18 protein-coding genes are annotated in these 21,463 nt (G+C 66.2%); 3 read left to right on the forward strand and 15 right to left on the reverse strand.

What is annotated here, in order from left to right:
• Positions 1-6 precede the first annotated feature (6 nt).
• The 3 genes from E8F06_RS28955 to E8F06_RS28965 form a co-directional block, all read right to left on the reverse strand.
• A complete protein-coding gene (locus tag E8F06_RS28955; protein ID WP_280372580.1) occupies positions 7-1,377 on the reverse strand; it encodes a DUF1329 domain-containing protein in 1,371 nt (456 codons plus the stop codon).
• Positions 1,378-1,481: 104 nt separating this feature from the next.
• Positions 1,482-2,672: a saccharopine dehydrogenase NADP-binding domain-containing protein gene (locus E8F06_RS28960; protein ID WP_280372581.1), complete on the reverse strand. Its 1,191-nt coding sequence runs from the start codon at positions 2,670-2,672 to the stop codon at positions 1,482-1,484.
• 128 nt (positions 2,673-2,800) lie between these two features.
• A complete protein-coding gene (locus E8F06_RS28965; RefSeq protein WP_280372582.1) occupies positions 2,801-4,168 on the reverse strand; it encodes an FAD-dependent oxidoreductase in 1,368 nt (455 codons plus the stop codon).
• Between the two features lie 198 nt (positions 4,169-4,366).
• Here E8F06_RS28965 and E8F06_RS28970 point away from each other — a divergent pair, with 198 nt between their 5' ends.
• Positions 4,367-5,644: an MFS transporter gene (locus E8F06_RS28970; protein WP_280372583.1), complete on the forward strand. Its 1,278-nt coding sequence runs from the start codon at positions 4,367-4,369 to the stop codon at positions 5,642-5,644.
• A 32-nt stretch (positions 5,645-5,676) separates the two neighbouring features.
• Here the strand turns inward: E8F06_RS28970 and E8F06_RS28975 are convergent, their stop codons facing one another.
• The 11 genes from E8F06_RS28975 to E8F06_RS29025 all read right to left on the reverse strand — a co-directional run bounded on the left by E8F06_RS28975 (position 5,677) and on the right by E8F06_RS29025 (position 16,690).
• Positions 5,677-6,810 carry a helix-turn-helix transcriptional regulator gene (locus E8F06_RS28975; RefSeq protein ID WP_280372584.1) on the reverse strand — a complete coding sequence of 378 codons (1,134 nt, stop codon included), beginning with the start codon at positions 6,808-6,810 and terminating at the stop codon, positions 5,677-5,679.
• Between the two features lie 58 nt (positions 6,811-6,868).
• Positions 6,869-7,744 carry an SDR family oxidoreductase gene (locus tag E8F06_RS28980; RefSeq protein WP_280372585.1) on the reverse strand — a complete coding sequence of 292 codons (876 nt, stop codon included), beginning with the start codon at positions 7,742-7,744 and terminating at the stop codon, positions 6,869-6,871.
• A gap of 89 nt (positions 7,745-7,833) precedes the next feature.
• Complete coding sequence (locus E8F06_RS28985) at positions 7,834-8,982, reverse strand: acetyl-CoA C-acetyltransferase (protein ID WP_280372586.1); 1,149 nt, start codon at positions 8,980-8,982, stop codon at positions 7,834-7,836.
• A 141-nt stretch (positions 8,983-9,123) separates the two neighbouring features.
• Complete coding sequence (locus E8F06_RS28990) at positions 9,124-10,176, reverse strand: acyl-CoA dehydrogenase family protein (protein WP_280372587.1); 1,053 nt, start codon at positions 10,174-10,176, stop codon at positions 9,124-9,126.
• Positions 10,177-10,186: 10 nt separating this feature from the next.
• A complete protein-coding gene (locus E8F06_RS28995) occupies positions 10,187-11,353 on the reverse strand; it encodes an acyl-CoA dehydrogenase family protein (RefSeq protein ID WP_280372588.1) in 1,167 nt (388 codons plus the stop codon).
• Between the two features lie 4 nt (positions 11,354-11,357).
• Entirely contained in the window at positions 11,358-12,116 is a 759-nt protein-coding gene (locus E8F06_RS29000) for an enoyl-CoA hydratase family protein (RefSeq protein ID WP_280372589.1), read from the reverse strand.
• 13 nt (positions 12,117-12,129) lie between these two features.
• Positions 12,130-13,197, reverse strand: a complete 1,068-nt coding sequence (locus E8F06_RS29005; protein WP_280372590.1) for a nitronate monooxygenase — start codon at positions 13,195-13,197, stop codon at positions 12,130-12,132.
• Entirely contained in the window at positions 13,197-14,066 is an 870-nt protein-coding gene (locus E8F06_RS29010; protein WP_280372591.1) for an enoyl-CoA hydratase, read from the reverse strand. The genes E8F06_RS29005 and E8F06_RS29010 overlap by 1 nt, the downstream gene beginning before the upstream one ends.
• Before the next feature lie 15 nt (positions 14,067-14,081).
• Entirely contained in the window at positions 14,082-14,894 is an 813-nt protein-coding gene (locus E8F06_RS29015; protein WP_280372592.1) for a ketoacid CoA transferase, read from the reverse strand.
• Positions 14,895-14,904: 10 nt separating this feature from the next.
• On the reverse strand, positions 14,905-15,786 hold the full coding sequence (locus E8F06_RS29020; protein ID WP_280372593.1) for a CoA-transferase: 882 nt from the start codon (positions 15,784-15,786) through the stop codon (positions 14,905-14,907).
• A 10-nt stretch (positions 15,787-15,796) separates the two neighbouring features.
• On the reverse strand, positions 15,797-16,690 hold the full coding sequence (locus E8F06_RS29025) for a VOC family protein (protein ID WP_280372594.1): 894 nt from the start codon (positions 16,688-16,690) through the stop codon (positions 15,797-15,799).
• Positions 16,691-17,091: 401 nt separating this feature from the next.
• Here E8F06_RS29025 and E8F06_RS29030 point away from each other — a divergent pair, with 401 nt between their 5' ends.
• Both E8F06_RS29030 and E8F06_RS29035 read left to right on the forward strand, forming a co-directional pair.
• A complete protein-coding gene (locus E8F06_RS29030; RefSeq protein ID WP_280372595.1) occupies positions 17,092-18,129 on the forward strand; it encodes a metal-dependent hydrolase in 1,038 nt (345 codons plus the stop codon).
• 118 nt (positions 18,130-18,247) lie between these two features.
• The gene (locus tag E8F06_RS29035) at positions 18,248-19,855 is read left to right on the forward strand and encodes a methyl-accepting chemotaxis protein (RefSeq protein WP_280372596.1); all 1,608 of its coding nucleotides are present in this window, start codon (positions 18,248-18,250) and stop codon (positions 19,853-19,855) included.
• A gap of 174 nt (positions 19,856-20,029) precedes the next feature.
• On the opposite strand, the gene E8F06_RS29040 is transcribed toward E8F06_RS29035, so the two are convergent.
• Positions 20,030-21,445, reverse strand: coding sequence for an amino acid permease (locus E8F06_RS29040; protein WP_280372597.1), 1,416 nt, complete (start codon positions 21,443-21,445; stop codon positions 20,030-20,032).
• Positions 21,446-21,463: the final 18 nt, after the last annotated feature.

Consider the following 21,463-nt stretch of genomic DNA (forward strand, 5'->3'; position numbering starts at 1 on the left):
GCACGCTTACTTACCCGACTGGCGCAACAGGTCGGTGGTGAACATAAACGGCTTCAGCCGGTCACCATTGACCCTCGGTGCAAGGAGTTCACTGGTCAGGCGGTCGGCCAGGTAGGCCCCGGACACCAGGTCGTGATAGACGGTGACGCCCGCGTGGAACAGCTTCGCGCCATAGGCGTAATAGGTGTTCATGAAGTTGGTGCGCCACAACTCGCCATGGGCGTCGTAGTTGTCGGCCATCACGGCATTCCAGGTGTCTTCGTCCACATACAGGACGCGCTTGGCGTACTGATGGCGGTAGCCTTCCTTCAGGGTCGCCTCCAGCACCCAGACTCGGTGCAGTTCGTAGCGCATGAACTGCGAATCGATGCTGCCGGTCTTGAGGAGGGCGTCGTACTTGATCCCTGCAGCCTCCAGGCGATAACCGTTGTACGGGATGAACATCTCGCGCTTGCCCACGAGCTTCCAGTCGTAGCGTTCCGGCGAGCCGTTGAAGAGACGGTCGTCGTCGATGGTACGGAATCCGCCCACCCCCAACGGCATGTCGAAGCCGAATCCGGGAGACTGGCGGACCCTTCGCGTGCCCGGGTTGTAGGTCCAGCTGGTCTGCGGATTCTTCGCCTCGTTGAAGTAGGTGTAGGTCAGCATCACCTCGCCCTTCTGCCGTTCGGGCTTGAGGATGGTCACCCGCGAGTAGGCGAAGATGCCCTCGGTCGGCTTGCCGACATTTTCCGCGTCGCTGGTCTGGTCGAGGATTTCGTAACGCATGCGCCCCCAGGCCACATTGCCGTCCGGGTAGACCACGGCCTGGTCGTACACCGCATCTTCCTGGTTGGCATAGGCCGGCAGCAGGATGTTGCGCAGCAACTGGTCACCGCTCTTCGGGATGGGGAACGGTGTCCCGCCTTTCAGTGCACGCACCCCCATGTTGCCGTCTTCCAGCTCCGCGCTGACCGCATTCTTGCGGGTGAGGTCGCACCGGAAGTCCTCGTAGCGGAAATCGCGATGGCTCGGGTAAACAGGGATAGACACGCTGTCGGGATACTTTTTCAGCAGCGCCTTCTGCCCATCGGAAAGCTTGTCCGCATACTGCGCCATGTTCTTCGCGGTGACGACGAACAGCGGCTTTTCCGAGGCATAGGGATCAGGGTGGCGCTTGCCCAGGCCGCCGAACGCGACGCCCGGCGGGGCGCCGAGCCACTGCCCGCTGAACGCGGGAATGGAGCCGTCGGCATTACCCGCCTTTTCCGCGCCGATACAGGTGAGGTCTCCACCCAGCTTCGCGGCCTCGCTCTCGCTGACCACGGCCCAGGCCCCCTGGGTGAACAGCACGGCCGCCAGCAGCGGCCAGGTCCTGCGAATACACATGTTCATCATGCTTCTTGTTGTCCTGTTGGGGGCCAGCCCTCCAGCGGAGGGCGACCCCGGATTGGTCGACAGGTCGTTGCGGCGCCATCGTTGCCCGGCGGCGCCGACGATCTTCAGGCATAGCAATCGCGCTTGAGCACCGTTTCGGTTTCGATCAGGCGGCCGCCGGTCTCCTTCGCGAAGGCACGAACGTAAGCCTCTGCGTCAAGGCAGACCTCAGGCGCCAGCAGGCCCTCGCCGGTGACGCAACCAGCCAGCCAGGCCTCGATGACCAGACGGGCGCAGGTCGGGGTGGGGTCGGGGGTGCTGTCCTCGACCTGCTCGGTGGGCAGGTCCAGGTGGTGCTCCAGCACGCAGCGCACTTCGTTGCCGTTGCGCTCGCCCACCACTTCCACGCGGGAAGCGACGGCCCAGGGCTCGTCCGAGAGGTCGACGGTGACGCTCGCGCGGCCGACCTCGCTGGCCAGGTGGTGGGTGAGGAACTTGAGCGGCGAAATGCCCAGGCCTTCGATCACCTCGGAACTGCCAAGCCCCAGGTCGATCAGCGAACGCCAGACTTCGGCGCCGGCCTCGGGGAAGAAGGCGATGCGGTTGGTCACCTGGTCCAGCCCCTTGATGAAGTGCGGCAGGGTGACGGTTTCGCCATGGCCGATGAAGAACGACGGGTAGGCCTTGAACGGCGCCGCATAGGGCACCTCCAGCCGGCCGCCCCAGCCCGGCATCTTGCGATACTCGCCGTCGACGAACTGCACCACGTCGTCGGCGGTGATGTGCATCATGTGGTCGATCACAGAGGGCGACAGCAGGTCCGGCACGAAGGGCACCGCAGTGGCCAGGTGAATTTCGCGCACCTTGTCGAGACGGTCGGCGAGCATCCTGGCCATCACGTTGGTCAGGCCCGGCGTCGAGCCGCAACCGATGACCAGCTTGACCCCCGCGTCCAGCGCGCGCTGGTTCCAGGACGGATCGAGGAACAGGGTCTCGGCAACATCGTGGTCGTCGTTGATGTCGATGTAGTCGACCCGTGCCCGCAACGCCGCCTCGATGACCGGAACGGCGCTGCGATAGAACGGCCCCACGGCGTTGAAGACCAGGTCCACACCGTCGAGCAACGCGTCCAGCCTGGCCGGATCACGAATGTCGGCTCTGACGGCACTGGCCCTCGGGCCGAGCGAGGCGGCCAGTTTCTCCGCGGCTTCGAGGTTCAGGTCGCCGATGATGCATTCGACTTCGGGGTTACGGGGCAGCAACTGGCGCGCGACATTCGCGCCGACGTTTCCGCAGCCCAACAGCAAGACTCTCATTCTTAAATCTCCACCTTTTGTTTTTGTCTTATGGCGATTCATGACCGCCGGATCACGCCTTCCCGGGCGGGACATCCATGCCCGATAGTCCTCGCCGGTTTTTCTGGCGTTACCAGCCAACGCGTTCCTCAGACGAGGTTGAACCTGTCGGCCCAGCGGGCCGCGGGAATCAGTACGCGTCGGATCTTGGTTTCGAACAGGCCGGGGCACTGCACGGCCTTGGGGGTTTCCAGTGGGAGCAGGCAGTCCTGCAGGCGGTCGCTGGCCAGCGCGTCAGCCAGGTTGACGCCCAGCATCGGCCCCATGACGTTGCCCCAGGAGCCGAAATTCATCAGGGCCAGCACGCCCTCGGCGGCCCGGTACAACTTCGGGTAGGACGCGTCGTAGACCGAGGACGAATTGGCGGTCATGCCGGTCCAGTACGACTCCATCTCGATGGGGGTATCGCGGAGCTGCGGGTAGGTGCGCCGCAGGTAGCGCAGGAAGTAGGCGAAATGATCCGCCGCCCGCTGCGCGCGGCCAGCGCCCGGAATGGTCGCGGTGATGAGCCGGTTGCGACCGTCGATGATCAGCGGATACAGGCCCGCCGGGTACTGCATGAGGGTGACCCGGGCCGGATTGACGATCTCCAGCACCTCCTGCGGCAAGGGTCGCGTCGCCATGCCGCAGGCCACCAGCGGGAACTGGGTGCGGGTCAGCTCCGGGAAGAACGGGTTGCCGGCATGACCGTTGGTGCAGAGCACCACCTGTTGGGCGTGCACGCTGCCGGTGGCGGTGCGCACGCGCCAGTATGCCGCGCGCCGCTCACAGGACAGCACGGCGGAATTGCCGTACACCCTGGCGCCCAGGCGGACGGCGGCAGCAATCATGCCGTTGGTGAACAGATAGGGATTGACCCGGCCGCCTTCGCGCCAGTGGACGCCGTGGCTGTAGGCACTGGTGCCCAGCAGTTCCTTCAGGCGTTCCGCGCCGACCAGGTCGACGTCGTAGCCGAAGGCCTTCCACTGCTTAACCTTATTCTCAAGCGCGACATGCCGGCGGCAGGCCGCATCGACCATGCCGGACTTCACCGCGTCAGCCTCCAGGCCATGCTTGCGGCACAGGTCGAAGACCACGTCGCGGTGCTCGATGAAGTATTCGGTGAAGCGCCGCCCCTGGTCAGCATGGGCCTGCAGGGGGGCGAACGACGCGAGATACGGCTGCACATGCCCGGCGTTGCGGCCGGAGGCGCCACTGCCCGGCTGGTCGGCTTCCAGCACCACGACACGCACGCCGTTCTCGGCCAGGCGCAGGGCCAGGGAAGAACCGACCAGCCCGGCGCCGACCACGACGATATCTGCCTCTATGTCGTGGTCCAGCGCCGGGTAGGCCGGGATTTGCCGTGGCAGCGGCCAGCCACTGAAGCGAATGGGCACCACACCCGACTCATACGCGTCCGAGACCGGAAAGACCGGAACCTGTCCTTCCACCGCACGCCGATATTTACTCCAGCTCACTGCCGTCTCCTCGAATGCAATTCAGAACCCCTGCCTGGGACTGATCGAGGCTGAACGGGATCTGACCGCCACTGCCTGCCACAGCGGTTTCGATCCTATTGAGGAGGCCAATCGACGCTCCAGTACCAACTGGTACTGCTGAGGGAGGCAAGCCGCTGGTTAGACTCCGACGGCCCTTCACCTTCAGAGAGCATCGGCATGGCGCGTTGGCAACAGACGGCAGCGGCACTGGACAATGCGGCGGCAGCGCAGGACTTCACCATTCCTCCGGCGAAGGTTTTGGTGCTGCCGGACCAGCGCCAGGGGTGGAGCCTGGTCCTCGGCCTGGCGCTGGTGCTGTGCGTGATCTTCGGCACGACCCTCAACGCCCTCGGCCTCTATACCCTGCCGATCAGCACAGCCCTGCACAGCACCAGTGAACAGGCCGCGCGCATGGCTACCGCCTTCATGGTCAGCATGACCCTGGCCATGCCCCTGGCCGGCTGGCTGCTCGACCGCACCGCGCCGCGCCTGGTGATGACCGCCGGCGCCACGCTGGCGGCGCTGGGCTACCTGCTCGCCGCCCGCAGCCCCGACATCGACCGGCTGACCCTGGCCCTGGCGCTGGGCGGCCTGGGCGTCGGCGCCTCAACCTACGTCCCGGCCATTACCCTGGCCACGCGCTGGATCGCGCCCGAACGGCAGGGCCTGGCCTTCGGCGTCCTGCTCGGCGGCGCTGCCATGGGGGCCGTCGTCTTTCCCATCGGGCTGACCCACCTCATCAGCACGCTCGGCTGGCGCCATACCATGCAAGCCAGCGCCGCTCTGATCCTGCTCGTCTGCGTGCCCTTGCTGCTGTGGCTGGCGCGCTTGCCCGACGCCAGCATGACGGCCAGCCGGAGCGCGACAGAGGAGGTCCCTGGCCACGATATCGGCCAGGTCCTGCGCATGCCCCGCTACTGGCTATGGATCGCCATGCAATTGCTCCTGACCCTGAGCAGCCTGGGCATCTACATCGCCCTCGTGCCCTATCTGGTAACGGCCGGCTATTCAACGCAGACCGCCGCGGTTTTCTATGCCGGAATCGGCGCCGCGGCGCTGGCGGGCAACTTCCTCTTCGGGGCCGTGAGCCATCGCTGGGAAGCCAGGAACATCCTCCTGCTCGGAAACGCCCTTGGCACTGCCGGCATCCTCTGCCTGCTGGCGGCGCCCAACCCGGCGCTCGGCCTACTGGCGGTCGTGGCGTTTTCCCTGAGCTGGGGCACCACCTTCAACCTGGTCAACCAGCTCTCGCCGCTGCTCCTGGTGCAAGCCATGGGACAACGCAACTTCGGCAGCCTGCTGGGCATTGGCAACCTGGTCGCCGGACTCGGCTCGGCGTTCGGCCCGGAGGCGGTCGGCTATCTGGTCGACACCACCCACACCTACACGCCCGCCCTGCTGTTGTGCGCGGTACTAGCGGGGGCGGCAACGCTGCCGATCGCCTTGCAGCGGTAGCCACACGCAGGCCAGGAGCTGGGGTTCGAGGGTCAGCGCAGGAGGGCGAAGCTCTTGCTGAGGATGCGCACCAGGTCGGTCTGCCCCTTGATGCCGAGTTTCGCGTAGATGTTCTTCGAGTAATTGCGCGCGGCGGTCACCGCGATGCCCATCTCACCGGCGGCTTCGCTGATGGTCTGGCCGCAGGCCAGCAACGCGGCCAACCTGGCTTCCTGGCGGGTCAGGTCCAGCAGCTGGGCAATCAGCTCCGCCGGGAATCCGCGCGGCACCTGCTGCATGGCCTGGTTCTCGGTCAGCTCCGAGAGGTAGATGATCACGCTCGGCACATGTCGGCCCTGGTAGTAATCAAGCAAGGGGGCCGGCGCGGCCAGCATGCCCAGCAACACGCCATCCTGGGCTTGCAGGCGCACCAGTTCGCCACGGTAGTGCGCGCCTTCCCAGGCTCTGGCCGCGATGGCATTGGCGATCGCCGCGTCCAGCGCGCGCTGGGTCCTGCGGTCCTGCAGCTGCACTCGCCCATGGTTGAGCTCGATGCCTGGATGCTTGCCGATGATGGCCCTGGCCGCACGGTTGACGCACAGCAGCTGCCCATCGCCATCCAGCAGCAGGCAGCCCAGCACCAGGTGATCCAGACACCCCTCGTAGATCGAGCGTTCCGCCTCCTGGCGCTGCAGCCGTGCGTATAGCCCGAGGGCGCGGAAAAGGTGCGGCAGCAGGTTCCTGATCAGCTCCACGTCGCTGGACGAGAAGCCCTGCTCCGGCGCTTTGTGCCCACGCACCACGTCGACCCAACAGCGCATGCCGCCGGGCTCGGCGAAGCAGGTTCGAAGGCAGCTGGAAACATCAAGGGAACGCATGAACTCGGCGCAATCGGGTTCCACATCACGCGGACCGAAAACGAGGATATCGCCCGGCAGCACCGACTCGGGGTCCAACAGCTCGATATGGGTGAAGCGCTCGCGGTGGACCTGTTCGGCCAGCAGCCAGTCCGTTTCGTCATGCGGTTCGACGGACATCACCTGGAGATCGGAGGGGCGGTCATCGGAATGATGCAGAGTGACCGTGACGTTGCGCGCGACCAGCACATGGCGCAGACGCTCAGCCAGCCCGAACCAGGGGGTGGTTTCGTTCAGGCCTTCGTAGACCAGCCCGATCAGTTCAGGCAATAGGGCGACACTGGCGCCCGGAACCTGGGTTACCGGGCGCCTCAGTAAGACGACAGGCTCAGCTGCCATAGACCTTTTGCGCCGGCACGGCCTCGGCCAGCAGCTGCTGCACTACCCCGCCCAACTCCGCCGGCGCAAAGCGTGCGCCCTTGTCGAACTCGGGGCCACGACGCCAGCCGTCGGCGATGGAGAGCTTGCCGCCTTCCACTTCGAACATGCGGCCGGTGACCTGCTGGGATTCTTCCGAGCCCAGCCAGACGACCAGGGGGGCGACGTTCTCCGGGGCGAAGTAGTCGAAGCCGTCTTCGGGCTTCTTCATCACGTCGGCGAACACGTCTTCGGTCATGCCGGTGCGGGCGGCCGGGGCCAGGGCGTTGGCGGTGATGCCGTAGCGCGCGAGTTCGGCGGCCTGCACCAGGGTCAGGGAGGCGATGCCACCCTTGGCTGCGGCGTAGTTGGACTGGCCGATGGAGCCCTGCAGGCCGGCGCCGGAGCTGGTGTTGATGATCCGCGCCTTGACCTGCGCGCCGCCCTTGGACTGCTCGCGCCAATGTTTCACGGCATGGCTGGCGAGGCAGAAGTGGCCCTTCAGGTGCACCGCCATCACGGCGTCCCAGTCGGATTCGGTGAGGCTGGCGAACATGCGATCGCGGCAGATGCCAGCGTTGTTCACCAGCACGTGCAGGTCACCGAAGGCTTCGATGGCCTGGCGCACGATTTCACCGGCGGCGGCGTAGTGGGTGATGTCGCCGTTGTTGGCGATGGCCTGTCCGCCAGCGGCACGGATTTCTGCGACCACGGCTTCGGCAGCCGGCAGGTTGATGTCGTTGACCAGCACCTTGGCGCCTTCAGCGGCGAAGGCCAGGGCATAGGCCCGACCCAGCCCGCCGCCGGCGCCGGTGATGATGACGGAGCGGTTTTGGCAAATTGGCATGGGGAGTTCTCCGATGAATTCGTGCGGGGGTTGGTTGCCCTCACCCCAGCCCTCTCCCAGCGGGAGAGGGGGTTTTGTCCGTGCGGGGGTTAAAGCCGCTCGATGATGGTCACGTTCGCCTGGCCGCCGCCTTCGCACATGGTCTGCAGGCCATAGCGGCCGCCGCTGCGTTCCAGTTCGTGCAGCAGGGTGCACATCAGGCGGGTGCCGGTGGCGCCCAGGGGGTGGCCGAGGGCGATGGCGCCGCCGTTGACGTTGGTGCGCTCATGGGGGTAGCCGGTTTCCTTCAGCCAGGCCAGGGCGACCGAGGCGAAGGCTTCGTTGATTTCCACCCGGTCGATGTCTTCCAGCTTCATGCCGGCGCGCTTCAGGGCGTACTCGGTGGCGGGAATCGGTGCGGTGAGCATCCATACCGGGTCGTCGGCGCGCACGCTCATGTGGTGGATGCGGGCGCGAGGCGTCAGGTTGTAGCGCTTGAGCGCTGCCTCGGAGACCACCAGCAATGCGCTGGCGCCGTCGCAGGTCTGGCTGGATACGCCGGCGGTGACGCGGTCGCAACCGAACAGGGCCTCCAGCTCAGCCATTTTGTCGAGGCTGGTCTGGCGCGGGGTTTCGTCGTGCTCGACGCCGGCCAGCGGGACGATCTCGCGGGCGAAGCGGCCTTCAGCGATGGCGTGCAGGGCGCGGCGATGGGACTCCAGGGAGTAAGCCTCCAACGCCTCGCGCGACAGGCCCCAGCGCTCGGCGATCATCTGCGCCGAGCGGAACTGGGTCGGCGGCACCTTGCCGTAGCGCTTCACCCAGCCTTCGGAGCCGGTGAAGGGATCGGTGAAGCCCAGGGGTTCGGCGGCGGTCATGGCCGAGGAAATCGGGATCTGGGTCATGGTCTGCACGCCACCGGCGATCACCACGTCCTGTGTGCCGCTCATCACGGCCTGGGCGGCGAAGTGCACCGCCTGCTGGGACGAGCCGCACTGGCGGTCGATGGTAGTGCCGGGCACGGCCTGGTCGAGGCCGGCGGCCAGCCAGCAGGTGCGGGCGATGTCACCGGCCAGCGGACCGATGGTGTCGACGCAGCCGAAGATCACGTCGTCGTAGTCGGCATCGGGGATGGAGTTGCGCGCGACCAGTTCGCGCAGCACATGGGCGCCGAGGTCGGCGGCGTGGATCTGGCTCAGGCCGCCCTTGCGCCGGCCGGTGGGGGTGCGCAGGGCGTCGACTATGTAGGCTTCGGGCATGGGGAAATCTCTGTGAAGTCGAAGTGGATTTGCCCTCACCCCCGGCCCCTCTCCCGGAGGGAGAGGGGAGACAAGCGGCCCGCTGCACGGACAGCCCCCTCTCCCGCTTGCGGGAGAGGGTTGGGGTGAGGGCAGGAAGGGTCAGAAGGTATTGCCCGCCCCCGGCTGGATGGCACCCGCGAACAACGCCTCACGTACCCGCGCCTTGTGCCAGCCGCGGTCGCCCCAGACCTTGTCCAGGGCCCAGGCGCGTTTCATGAAGAGTTGCAGGTCCACTTCCCAGGTGTATCCCATGGCGCCGTGGGTCTGGATGGCGTTTTTCGCCGCCAGCATCGCCGCTTCGGCGCAGGCGATGCGGGCGTGGGAAACCTGGATGTCCTGCTCCGGCAGGCCGTTGGCGACGGCATGGGCGGCGCGGTAGAGGGGGCCCTTGGCGAACTCGATCAGGACCGCGACGTTGGCCATCAGGTGCTTCACGGCCTGGAAGGAACCCACCGGTTTGCCGAACTGCTTGCGCTCGAAGCTGTAGTCCACCGCCAGGTCGACCATGCGCTTGGCCAGGCCCAGCAGCTGGGCGGCGGTGCCCAGCGCGCCACGGTTCTTCGCCGCGACCCACAGAGCCCTACCCTGTTCGCCTTCTGCCACGCGGGTTTCCGCGCTTGGCGTCCATTCGACACGGTAGAGCTGGCGGCTCGGGTCCACCGATTCATTGCGGGTGAGCTGCACCTGTGCCGGCAGCACAGCGTGCACTTCGTCGCCATGGGGCAGCAGCAGCAGGTCGGCCACATGGGCGTCGGCCACCAGCGGATTACCCGGTTCGCCCACGGCGAGGCGCGCCTTGCCTTCGGCGATGCGGGTCAGCCATTCGCCTTGCAGGTCGAGCTGGTTCGGCAGGGCGGCAAGCAGCGGCACGCCGATGAGCATGGTGTCCACCAGGGGCTCGGGCAGGCCGGAATAGCCGCACTCCTGGGCCAGCAGGACGAAGTCCAGTTCGTTCATGTCCAGCCCACCGAAGCCGTCCGGCACGGTGATGGCGGTGAGGCCCAGTTCGGTGAGCTGGGTCCAGAGTTCGTCGCTGCGGCCGCTCTCGCTCTGCCACAGCTCGCGGATGCGCTCCGGGATCACTTCATTGGTGAGGAAGGCGCGCACGTTGTCCTGGAACAGCAGTTGGTCGTCGCTGAAGGTGAAGTCCATGGCGCGCTCCTCAGGCTCGCGGCATACCGAGCATGCGCTCGGCGATGATGTTGCGTTGGATCTCGTTGGTGCCGGCGTAGATCGGGCCGGCCTGGGCGAACAGGAAGCCGTCCAGCCAGTGGCCGACGTCGCCGGCATCCGGCGCGTGGGGCAGCAGTTCGCCGCGCAGGCCGAGGATCGACAGCGCCGTCTCGTGCATGCGCTGGTCCAGCTCGGACCAGAAGATCTTGTTGGTGGAGGATTCCGGGCCGATCTTGCCGCCCTTCCCCAGCCTTGACGCGGTCATGTAGGTGTTCAGGGTGTAGGCCTCGGCGTCCATCCAGGCGCGCATTACCGCTTCGCCGATGGCCGGGTCGAGGTCGGCCTGCTCACGGTTGGCCAGGTAGAGCTGCACCAGGCGTCGTGCGGTTTCCTGGAAGCGGGCCGGCGAGCGCAGCATCAGGCCGCGCTCGAAGCCGGCGGTGGACATCGCCACGTGCCAGCCCATGCCCTCTCCGCCCAGCACGTTATCCACAGGCACTTCCACGTCGTCGAAGAAGATTTCGGCGAAGCCCGGCAGGCCGTTGAGCTGCGGGATCGGGCGCACGGTGATGCCGGGGGTGTTCAGCGGCAGGAGGATGAAGGTCAGGCCGTGGTGACGGCTGGATTGCGGGTCGCTGCGGAACAGGCCGAACAGCCAGTCGGCCCAGACGGCGCGGGTGGACCAGGTCTTCTGGCCGTTGAGCACATAGACGTCGCCCTTGCGCTCGGCGCGGCAGCGGATGGCCGCCATGTCGGAACCGGCATTCGGCTCGGACCAGCCCTGGGCCCAGATTTCCTCACCGGTGGCCATCTTCGGCAGGAAGCGTTCCTGCTGCACGGCGGTGCCGAACTCCATCAGGGTCGGGCCGAGCAGGAAGATGCCGTTCTGGTTGACCCGTGCCGGGGCGCCTGCGCGGTAGTACTCCTCTTCGAAGATCAGCCACTGGATCAGGTCGCAGCCGCGTCCGCCGAGCTCCTTGGGCCAGGTCACCATGCCCCAGCGGCCCTCGTTGAGCTTCGCTTCCCAGGCGCGGTGCTGGCGGAAGCCTTCTTCGCAGTCGAAGGATTGCAGCGGCTGGGCCGGCACGTTGGCCGCCAGCCAGGCGCGGACCTCCTCACGGAAGGCCCGCTGTTCAGCTGTGTAGGTCAGTTCCATGGCTTTAGCCCTTGAAGGTGGCAGTGCGCTTGTCGACGAAGGCATCGCGGGCTTCCTGGGAATCCAGCGAGCGATAGGCCTGCAGGGTGAAGCCCTGCTCCCAGCGGTATTTGTCTTCGAGGTTGCCGTCCTCGATGCCGGTCAGCGCCTCTTTCGCCAGGGCGATCATGGCCGGGCTCTTGGCGGCGATCTTGCGAGCGATATCCAGGGCCGCCTCGCGCAGTTCGCCGCGGGGCACCACGCGCTCCACGGCGCCCAGGCGGTAGGCCTCGGCGGCGTCGATCATCTCGCCGGTGAAATACATGTGGCGCACCTTCTGCACCGGGAACAGGCGCTGCAGGTGAGCGCCGCCGCCCATGGCGCCACGGTCCACTTCAGGCACGCCGAAACGCGCGCAGTCGGAGGCGACCAGGATGTCCGCCGCGCCGCAGAGGCCAATGCCGCCGCCGAGGACGAAGCCGTGCACGGCGATGATTACCGGCTTGGGATTGCGGTGGACGGCCTTGAAGCTGTCGTAGTTGCCCTTGTTGACGGCGACGATCAGGTTGCCGTCGGCGGCCAGTTCCTTGATGTCCACACCGGCGCAGAAACCCCGCCCCTCGGCGCGGATGACGATGACGCGGACCTCGGGCGATTCGCCCAGGCGTTCCAGCTCGGCGGCGATGGCTGCCCAGCCCTTGCTGTCGAAGGCGTTCACCGGCGGATGGTCGAAGACCATTTCGGCGATGCCGTTATCGAGACTGACGTTGAATGGTGTGGCCATGACCTTCTCCCCCTCAGGACGCACGGCGGCACAGCTCGGCGAGTCGCTGCTCGGCCTGCTGCACGATGGATTCGATGAGTTCGGCGCAGCCCGGCAGGCTGTCGATGGCGGCGGCGACCTGTCCGGCGGGCAGCACGCCCTCGGCCGGAAGGCCGTCGACCATAGCCTTCTGGATCACCATGGGCGCGTTGGCGGCCATCAGTGTCTGGGCAGCGGTCAGGCCATCTGCGCCGCCAAGTTTCAGGGCGCTGCCGAGCAACTGGCCGATGCTGGCGCCACTGTGGCGGCGGTAGGCCAGGGCACTGCGCAGGGCCAGCAAGAGGCGCTTGAGGCCGCCGGAGCGCTCCAGGCTGTCGAGCAATTCGTTGCGGATCATCCGCTGGGGCATGCCGTCGATGGCGCGGCTGACGATGATGGCGGCCGGATCGCGGACCTTCAGGTAGCGCTCCAGGGTGGCCGGCGGCACCGGGCTGTCGGCGCTCATCAAGAAGCGCGTGCCCATGGCGATGCCGTCGGCGCCGAGGGCCAGGGCGGACACCAGGCCGCGTCCGTCCTTGAAGCCGCCAGCGGCGACCACCGGAACATCGACGGCATCCACAACCTGGCCGAGCAGGATCGAGGTGGGCACCGAGCCGGTGTGGCCACCGCCCTCCCCGCCCTGCACGGTCACGGCGTCAGCGCCCATCTCCACGGCTTTCACCGCGTGCTTGAGTGCGCCCACGGTGGGTATGCAGACCACGCCGGCATCCTTCAGCCGGGTGATCATCGCCTTGCCCGGCGAGCGGCTGTAGCTCACCGCACGCACGCCGTGCTTGAGCACCAGCTCGACGATCTCGCCGGCGTTGGCCTGGTACATGTGGAAGTTGACGCCGAAGGGCTGGTCGGTCAGCCGCTTGGTCTCGAGGATGGCGGCTTCCATGTGTTGCGGTTCGATGGTGGCCCCGGCGAGGAAGCCGAAGCCACCGGCATTGCCGGTGGCCGCCACCAGTCTCGGGTCGGCCACCCAGCCCATGGCGGTCTGGATGATCGGGTAGCGGCAGCCCAGCAGGCGGGTCAGGCGGGTGTCGAGGGAGATCGCCATCACGCCTCCGACGGGTTGCGCTGGGACTGAGCCATGGCGCGGGCGTCGTAGCCACCCAGCTTGTCGCCACTGATCAGTTCGTTGTGCACGTGGGCGAAGTGGTGCAGGCCGAACACCATGTCCATGGTGGCGCGCTTGCCCATCAGGTCTTCTGCGTTGTTCACCGCCTGCTTGGTGAGCTGCAGGCCCATGCGCGGCATCTGCGCGATGCGCCGCGCCACGTCCAGGGTCACGTCTTCCAGCACGTCGCGGGGCACCACCTTGTTGACCATGCCCATCTGATAGGCACGCTCGGCGCCCATGCGCTCGCCGAGGAAGAGGAATTCCTTGGCGATGCGCGGATTCAGTTCGTGCACATGGGCGAAGTACTCGACACCAGGAATGCCCATGCGCACCACCGGATCGGAGAAGTAGGCGTCTTCCGAGGCGATGATCAGGTCGCAGACCCAGGCCAGCATCAGCCCGCCGGCGATGCAGGCGCCCTGCACCATGGCGATGGTCGGCTTGGGCATGTCACGCCAGCGCCGGCACATGCCGAGGTAGACCTCCTGTTCGCGGGCGTAGAGGAACTCGCCGCCCGGCTTGTTCACGTGGTCGTACCAGAGGCTGGTGCGCTCGAAGCTCTGATTGACATCGCGACCCGGCGTACCGATGTCGTGGCCGGCGGAGAAGTGCTTGCCGGCGCCACGCAGGACGATGACCTTGACGTTGTCGTCGTCGCAGGCGCGCTTGAAGGCGGCGTCCAGGGCGTAGGTCATGCGCGAGTTCTGCGCGTTGTGGTACTCGGGGCGGTACATGGTGACCAGGGCCAGCGGGCCCTGCACCTCGTACTGCACCACCTCTGCTTCTGCGGCCTGTTCGTGGCTCATGTGTGCGGCTCCGCCTTAGTGGGTCATGGCCTGGGCGCGCACGCCCGGCGGATTGTCCTTGAGCTGGCTGGCGCGCAGGTTGTGCGGGTCCAGTTGCTGGATGAGGATCAATTGTTCGAGGGTCGGCGCGGCGGTGGTCGGGATCTCGTCCGGCACACACAGCGGGAAGCCGGTGGCGGCCTGCACTTCGTCCACCGTGACGCCCGGGTGCAGCGAGCGGATGCGCATCTGCCGGTCGGGGCCCTGGAAGTCGAGCACGCAGAGATCGGTGACGATCAGGCGCAGGTCGATTTCGTCGAGCGACCAGCCACGGGCGAGGCGCTCGGGGTTGTAGCCAACCGAGGCCACCACATCCACTTCACCGTCCACGAACACCCGCTTGTTGTGGCCGGGCACCATGAAGGAGTTGGCGTGGCTGATGGAGTTGCCGGGGAAGCCGCGCACCCCGAGCATCTGCGACTTGGGTTTGGCGTGGTCGCCGATGCAGGAAATGTTGGCCTGGCCGAAGCGGTCGATCTGCACCGGGCCCACCAGGGCGTGGCGCTTGCCGCTCCAGACGTTGTCGAAGATGCGCGAGAAACCCATCCAGCTGTCGAACTTGGGCTGGTAGCCGCCGCGCGGGCCGATCGGCACCGGCTCGGCGACCATGAAGGCTTCGGAGTCAGTCATCATCAGTTTGGCGTTGCTGTTGAGCATCGCCAGCGACGCGGCCAGGCGCTGCAACACGCCGATGCCGGTGGCGAGCACCTCACCGTCGTCCGCGAACGCTTCGGAAGCGGCGCAGATCATCAGTTCGGCGAGGCTGTAGGGTTGATTGGTGGCAGTCATCTCAGCGTCCTCAGAAAACCGGGAGCGGCAGTTGGCGAATCGCGTCCAGGCCGCCTACACGGGCCAGGTATTCCGCTTCCCCGCAGTTGACGTAGCGTTCCATGTAGGCCTGCCAGCCATCCGGCTCGGCGGCCGATGCGTTGTAGGCCTTGAAGTGGGCGGTATCGAAGCCGTAGAGCGGCGCGCAGGACGACGGATGGGCGCCGCCTGCCAGGTGCACCACGGCACTGGTGCAGTTGCGCTCCCAGAACACCTGACGGGCGCGGGACGGGTCCTCGTGGAACCAGGCGCTGTCCACCAGTTCGTCGCAACTCACGTAGGCCTTCTCGGCGGCACGCACGAAGAGGTCGTCCATGTAGTGATCCGGGCCGGCGATCTGGCAGACGCCACGGGCATCGGCGCGGTCGACGTGGATCAGCGCGGCATCCAGCTTCAGCGCCGGCATGGCGACCCAGTCGCGGCTGTCGTCGTAGGGCGAGCTGACCAGCTTCAGTTCCGGGTTGATGCGCAGTACATCGGTACCCAGACCCACGGCGGTGGGAATGAAGGGCACGCCCATGGCGGCGGCCTTGAGACCAAGCAGCAGCATGCCTTCGTCGATTTCCATCACGTCCACCGCGCCTTCCTGGCGGGCTTTGCGGAAGTAGGGTTCCAGCGGAATGAAGTCCAGCGAGACGAAGGCGTAGATCAGCTTCTTCACCTTGCCGGCGGCACAGAGCATGCCGATGTCGGCGCCGCCGTAAGCGACCACGGTGAGGTCCTTGAGGTCGGAGCGGAGGATCTCGCGAACGAGAGCCATGGGCTTACGCCGCGGGCCCCATCCACCAATGCCGATAGTCATGCCGTCGCGTAGCTGGCCGACCACGTCGGCGGCGGTCATGCGTTTGTCCATGGGCGGCTCCTTATTGACGGCCGACGCTGAAGTCGTGGCCCCAGTGGCTGACCACGGTGCTCTCGAAGGGTGTGTGGCGCTCCCAGTCCATGACCTTGCCGCCGCAGCCGTACTCCAGGTCGAAGCCGCCCGGGGTCTGCATGTAGAAGCTGGTCATGTCGTCGTTGGTGTGGCGACCGAGGGTGGCGGACAGCTTCACGCCGCTGGCGTGCATGCGGTCCAGGGCGCGACCCACGTCGTCCAACTCGCCTACTTCCACCATGAGGTGCACGCAGCCCGAAGGGATCGGGCACTCGAACAGCGCCAGGGAGTGATGGCGGCCGTTGTTGCAGTGGAGGAAGTGGATGCGTTTTTCCGGTTCGGCCGGATCAGGGGTGAAGCGCACTTTCATCAGGTCGGAGAGACCGAAGCCCATGACGCGCTCGTAGAAGTCCAGGCAGCGGTCGAAAGAGGGTGCCGGCAGCACCGCGTGGCCCATGCCCAGGTCGCTGGTGACGAAGCCGCTAACGCCAGCCGGGGAAACGAAGGGTGCGAAGTTCTGCTGCGGTCCCCAGAAGAGTTCGTGGCGGTTGCCATCCGGGTCGGCGAAGCGCGCCAGCTCCTGCACCTTGCGGCCGGACGCGTCGGCTGCGCTGGCGCGCTGGACCTCGACGTCGGCCTGCTGCAGTTCGGCGATGGCCTGTTCGAAGGCGGCCTTGCCGGCGACTTCCCAGCCACAGGCGCCGTAGCCGTCACGGTCGGCACGCTCCACCAGGATGCGGTAGGGGCGCTCGTCCATCTTCAGGTAGAGCCGCTCGTCCGCAACGGCATCCACCATCATGCCAAGTACCCCGGCGGCGTACTCGCGCCAGCGGTTCAGGTCTGTCGAGGCTACGGTGACGTACCCCAGGCCACGGATATCCATGCGGTTCTCCTCATTGTCGTTATCGCCGCGCACGCCAAGCGCGGGGCTCTATGGGGAGGGATTAAATCGGTGGCCCGGGGAGCGGGCATCGTCCGTTGGGACTAGCGCGAAAGGCGCGTGGGACGGGGCTTCGGCTATGTCTGCGTTAGCTGTTGCCACAGATCGGCCATCGGTCCAGGGGCCTTGTAGGAGCTAGCTTGCTAGCGAAACGGCGCCATTCGCTGGCAAGCCAGCTCCTACGTGCAATCCAGCCCCTTGCAACACTTAATGCGGACACAGCAAATGAATTCGCGAAGCAGACAGCCGTGGAATCCAGCGGAAAAATCTGGTGGAAATTTCCCACTGCAGAATGAGCCACCGGCGCAGTAACTTAGCCGACGGATCACTCTCGAGGGACGGCGATGGACTCACTCACCCAGGCAGTGCTCGGCGCCACCATCCAGGGCGCGCTGCTCGGACGCTGGCAAGGGCGCAAGGCGCTGCTCTACGGCGCAGTGCTCGGCACGCTCCCCGACCTGGACGTGGTGATCCGCTACACCGATGCCGTGGCGGCGATGACCTACCACCGGGGCTTCAGCCATTCGATCTTCGTGCTCAGCGCCCTGGCGGCGTTGCTCACCATGCTGGTGCGACGATGGCGGCCAAATCCCGGCTATTCCACGCAGCGGCTGTTCCTCACCCTCTGGCTGGTGCTGGTGACCCACCCGCTGCTGGATTGCTTCACCAGCTATGGCACCCAGTTGTTCTGGCCACTGATGACGCCTCCCATCGCCTGGTCAAGCATCTTCATTATCGACCCGCTCTACACCCTGCCCCTGCTGGCGGCGGTGATTGGCGGCGTGCTGTTCGGCCTGCGTGACCGCACGCCGCGCTTGCCGGTTGCGGCACTGGCGCTGTCCAGCCTCTATCTGCTCTCGACCCTCGGCGGCAAGTTCATGGCCGAGCAGCGTGTGCATGAGGTGCTGGAACGGGAAAGCATTCGCCCGCAGGCGATGTTCAGTACACCGACACCGTTCAACACCCTGCTCTGGCGGGTGATCGTGCTCGACGGCGAGGACTACCACGAAGCCCTGGTGAGCTGGTTCGACCACGAACCGCCACGGCTGGAACGCATCCCTCGGGGCACCGAACTGGCGCGGCGCCTGCGGGATTCGCCGCAACACCTGCGGCTGGCCTGGTTCACCCACGGCATCCTGCGCTACGACCAGATCGACCAGGTGTTGGTGGTCACCGACCTGCGCCTGGGCATGACCGGTTTCCATCCCTTCCGTTTCATCCTCGCAGAACGCCGGGACGGCCGCTGGCAGCCGGTGACGGAAGCTCGCCGCTGGCATACCGACCGAGGGGATCTGGAGCGGCTCAAGGTGCTCTGGCAACGGATCTGGCATGAGGATCAGGCGGTTCCGCTTTCCACCTGGGCGGGGCTGCTGCAGCGCTAGAAAACTGGCGGATCCGCCCTGCCCTCATGACGCCAAACCTGCGGCCGATAAAGTCTCTAGCGGCACTTGCGGCTGGACTACCCTTGCCAGCATCGGACTTCACCAGCGGGGACGGGACATGAAAATAAGACAGAAAATGGTCGCCTCCGGAGCGATCAGCGTGCTGGCCGCAGCCCTGCTGGGTGGCATCGGATACTGGGGACAGACCGAACTGGCCGGGGCGCTGGCGGAGAACCAGCTGAGTGTCAGCGCCCTGCGCAATCACCTGGAGGGCGACATGATGCACGACGCCCTGCGCGCCGACGTGCTGGCGGCGCTGGTGGTGCAGCCGGGCGACCAGGCTGGGGCCGACCAGGTACGCAGTGATCTGCGCGACCACAGCGAATGGTTCCGCCGCACCCTGGGCGAGAACGCCAAGCTGCCGCTGACGGCGGATATCCACAGCGCCATCGCCGAGTCCCAGCCAGCCCTGGAGGCTTACATCGGCGATGCCGAACGCATCGTCAATCTCGCCTTACGCGATCCGCAGGCGGCGCGTGGCGAGCTGTCGGCCTTCGAGCGCAGCTTCGGCGAGCTGGAAGAGAAGAACGAGGCGCTGAGCGGCAATATCGAAGCCCACGCGGCGAAGACCCGTAGCGATGGCGAGGCCGCCGTGAGCAGCGCCGCCGCCTGGCTGGTGGGCGGCATCCTGCTGGTGATCGGCCTGCTCTGCCTGGTGACCAGCCAGCTGATGCGCGCGGTCCTGCGCCCGCTGGAGAAAACCGTCGGCGTGGCCCGCGCCATCGCCCAGGGCAACCTGCTCACCCAGGTCAGCATCGACAGCGACGACGAAGCCGGCCAGTTGCAGCGGGCCCTGGCCGACATGCAGGGCAACCTGCGGCAGATGATTGCCACCATCCGCAGTGAGAGCGAGGAACTGCGCGGCACTGCCCATCGCCTCAGCGAAACCTCGCAGAGCATCGTCGACGGCGCCAGCGAGCAATCCGACAGCGCCACCAGCATGGCCGCGGCCATGGAGCAGATGATCGCCAACATCGGCCAGATTGCCGAACATGCGCGCAATGCGCAGAGCATTTCCGCCCAGTCCGAGGACCTGGCCGGCAGCGGCGGCACGGTGATACTCGGCGTGGTGGACGGCATGAACCGCATCGCCGACGCGGTGAACCAGTCGTCCAGCACCATCACGGCGCTGGGCCAATCGTCGGAGGAAATCCACTCCATCATCCAGGTGATCAAAGGCATCGCCGAACAGACCAACCTGCTGGCGCTGAACGCCGCCATCGAGGCCGCCCGCGCCGGGGAAGCCGGGCGCGGCTTTGCGGTGGTGGCGGACGAAGTACGCAACCTGGCGGCGCGCACTGCGCAGTCGACCCAGGAGATCACCGGGATGATCCAGCGCATCCGCGAGTCCACCCAGCAAGCGGTGGACAGCATGCAGACGGGCGTGGAGCGGGTGCAGGACGGCGTTGGCCTGGCACGGCAGGCGGGCGAGTCGATCAGCGAGATCCGCAGCGGCGCCCACCGTGCGGCGGAAGTGGTGGAGGAGATTTCCCACACCATTGGCGAGCAGTCCAGGGCCAGTAGCGAAGTGGCCCAGCGGGTGGAGCTGATCGCCCAGATGTCGCGGAGCAACAGCCAGGCCATGCGCGACCTCGCCAACGCCGCCGAAAGCCTGGACGCCGTGGCCAGTGCGATGCAGTCGTCGGTGGCGCGGTTTCAGATTTGATTGACGCAAAACCCGTAGGTTGCGGCTGAGCGAAGCGAAGCCCAACGATTAGCGGTACGACAGGCTAAGCAAGGGCCTGAAACCCAGCCTGTTGGGTTTCGTTCCTCTACCCAACCTACAAAGCAGAACCCCGGCACCTGGCCGGGGTTCTTTTCTTGTTCGTACAGCTGAGTATCAACCCGCTTCGTAACCTGCGACCTTGCTGGCCTGGGCCTTGCTGCCGAGCTTCAGGCGGTAGCAACCCCACATCACCAGCAGCCATACCGGGATGGCGTACACCGATACCTGGATGCCCGGGATCATCAGCATGATGCCGAGGATGAACAGTACGAAGGCCAGGCACAGGTAGTTGCTCATCGGGTACCAGAGGGAGCGGAAGCCGGTGCGAACACCGTCCTTGTCCATCTGCTGGCGGAACTTCAGGTGGGAGTAACTGATCATCGCCCAGTTGATCACCAGAGCAGCTACCACCAGGGACATCAGCAGTTCCAGCGCGTTCTGCGGGACCACGTAGTTGATCACCACGGCGAGGAAGGTCACGGCCGCCGACACCAGCAGCGAACGTACCGGTACGCCGCGCTTGTCCACCTTGGCCAGGACGCGCGGGGCATCACCCTGCTCGGCCAGGCCCAGCAGCATGCGGCCGTTGCAGTAGGTACCGCTGTTGTAGACCGACACCGCAGCAGTCAGCACCACGAAGTTCAGCAGGTGGGCGGCGGTGTCGCTGCCGATCAGCGCGAAGATCTTCACGAAGGGGCTGCCGCTGTAGGCATCGCCCGCGCCGTTGATGGAAGCCAGCAGCGCGTCCCAGGGGCTCAGGGAGAGCAGCACGACCAGGGCGCCGACATAGAAGATCAGGATGCGGTAGATGACCTGGTTGATGGCCTTCGGGATCACCTGCTTCGGCTTGTCGGCCTCGGCAGCGGTGAAGCCGAGCATTTCCAGGCCGCCGAAGGAGAACATGATGAAGGCCATGGCCATCACCAGCCCGCTGACGCCGTTGGGGAAGAAGCCGCCATGGGCCCAGAGGTTGGCGACCGTTGCCTGCTCGCCGCCGCTACCGCTGAACAGCATCCAGCAGCCGAGGACGATCATGCCGACGATGGCGACCACCTTGATCATGGCGAACCAGAACTCGGCCTCGCCGAAGAGTTTCACGTTGGCCAGGTTGATGGCGTTGACCACCAGGAAGAAGACGGCGGCAGTGGCCCAGGTGGGGACGTCCGGCCACCAGTAGTGGATGTACTTGCCCACGGCGGTGAGTTCGGACATGCCGACCAGGATATAGAGCACCCAGCAGTTCCAGCCCGAGAGGAAGCCGGCGAAACCGCCCCAGTATTTGTGTGCGAAGTGGCTGAAGGAGCCGGCGACCGGCTCTTCGACGATCATTTCGCCCAGCTGGCGCATGATCAGGAAGGCGATGAAGCCGCAGATGGCGTAGCCGAGAATCATCGAAGGACCGGCGGACTTGAGCACGCCGGCGGAACCGAGGAAGAGACCGGTGCCGATGGCGCCGCCGAGGGCGATCAGCTGGATGTGGCGATTCTTCAGGCCGCGTTTCAGCTCGCCCGAGTGTTGCATCTCACTCATTGCGTCACCTTTTGTTGT

Origin of the sequence: Pseudomonas sp. BN411 (genome assembly GCF_029871235.1) — a bacterium.
Taxonomy (GTDB): Bacteria; Pseudomonadota; Gammaproteobacteria; order Pseudomonadales; family Pseudomonadaceae; genus Metapseudomonas.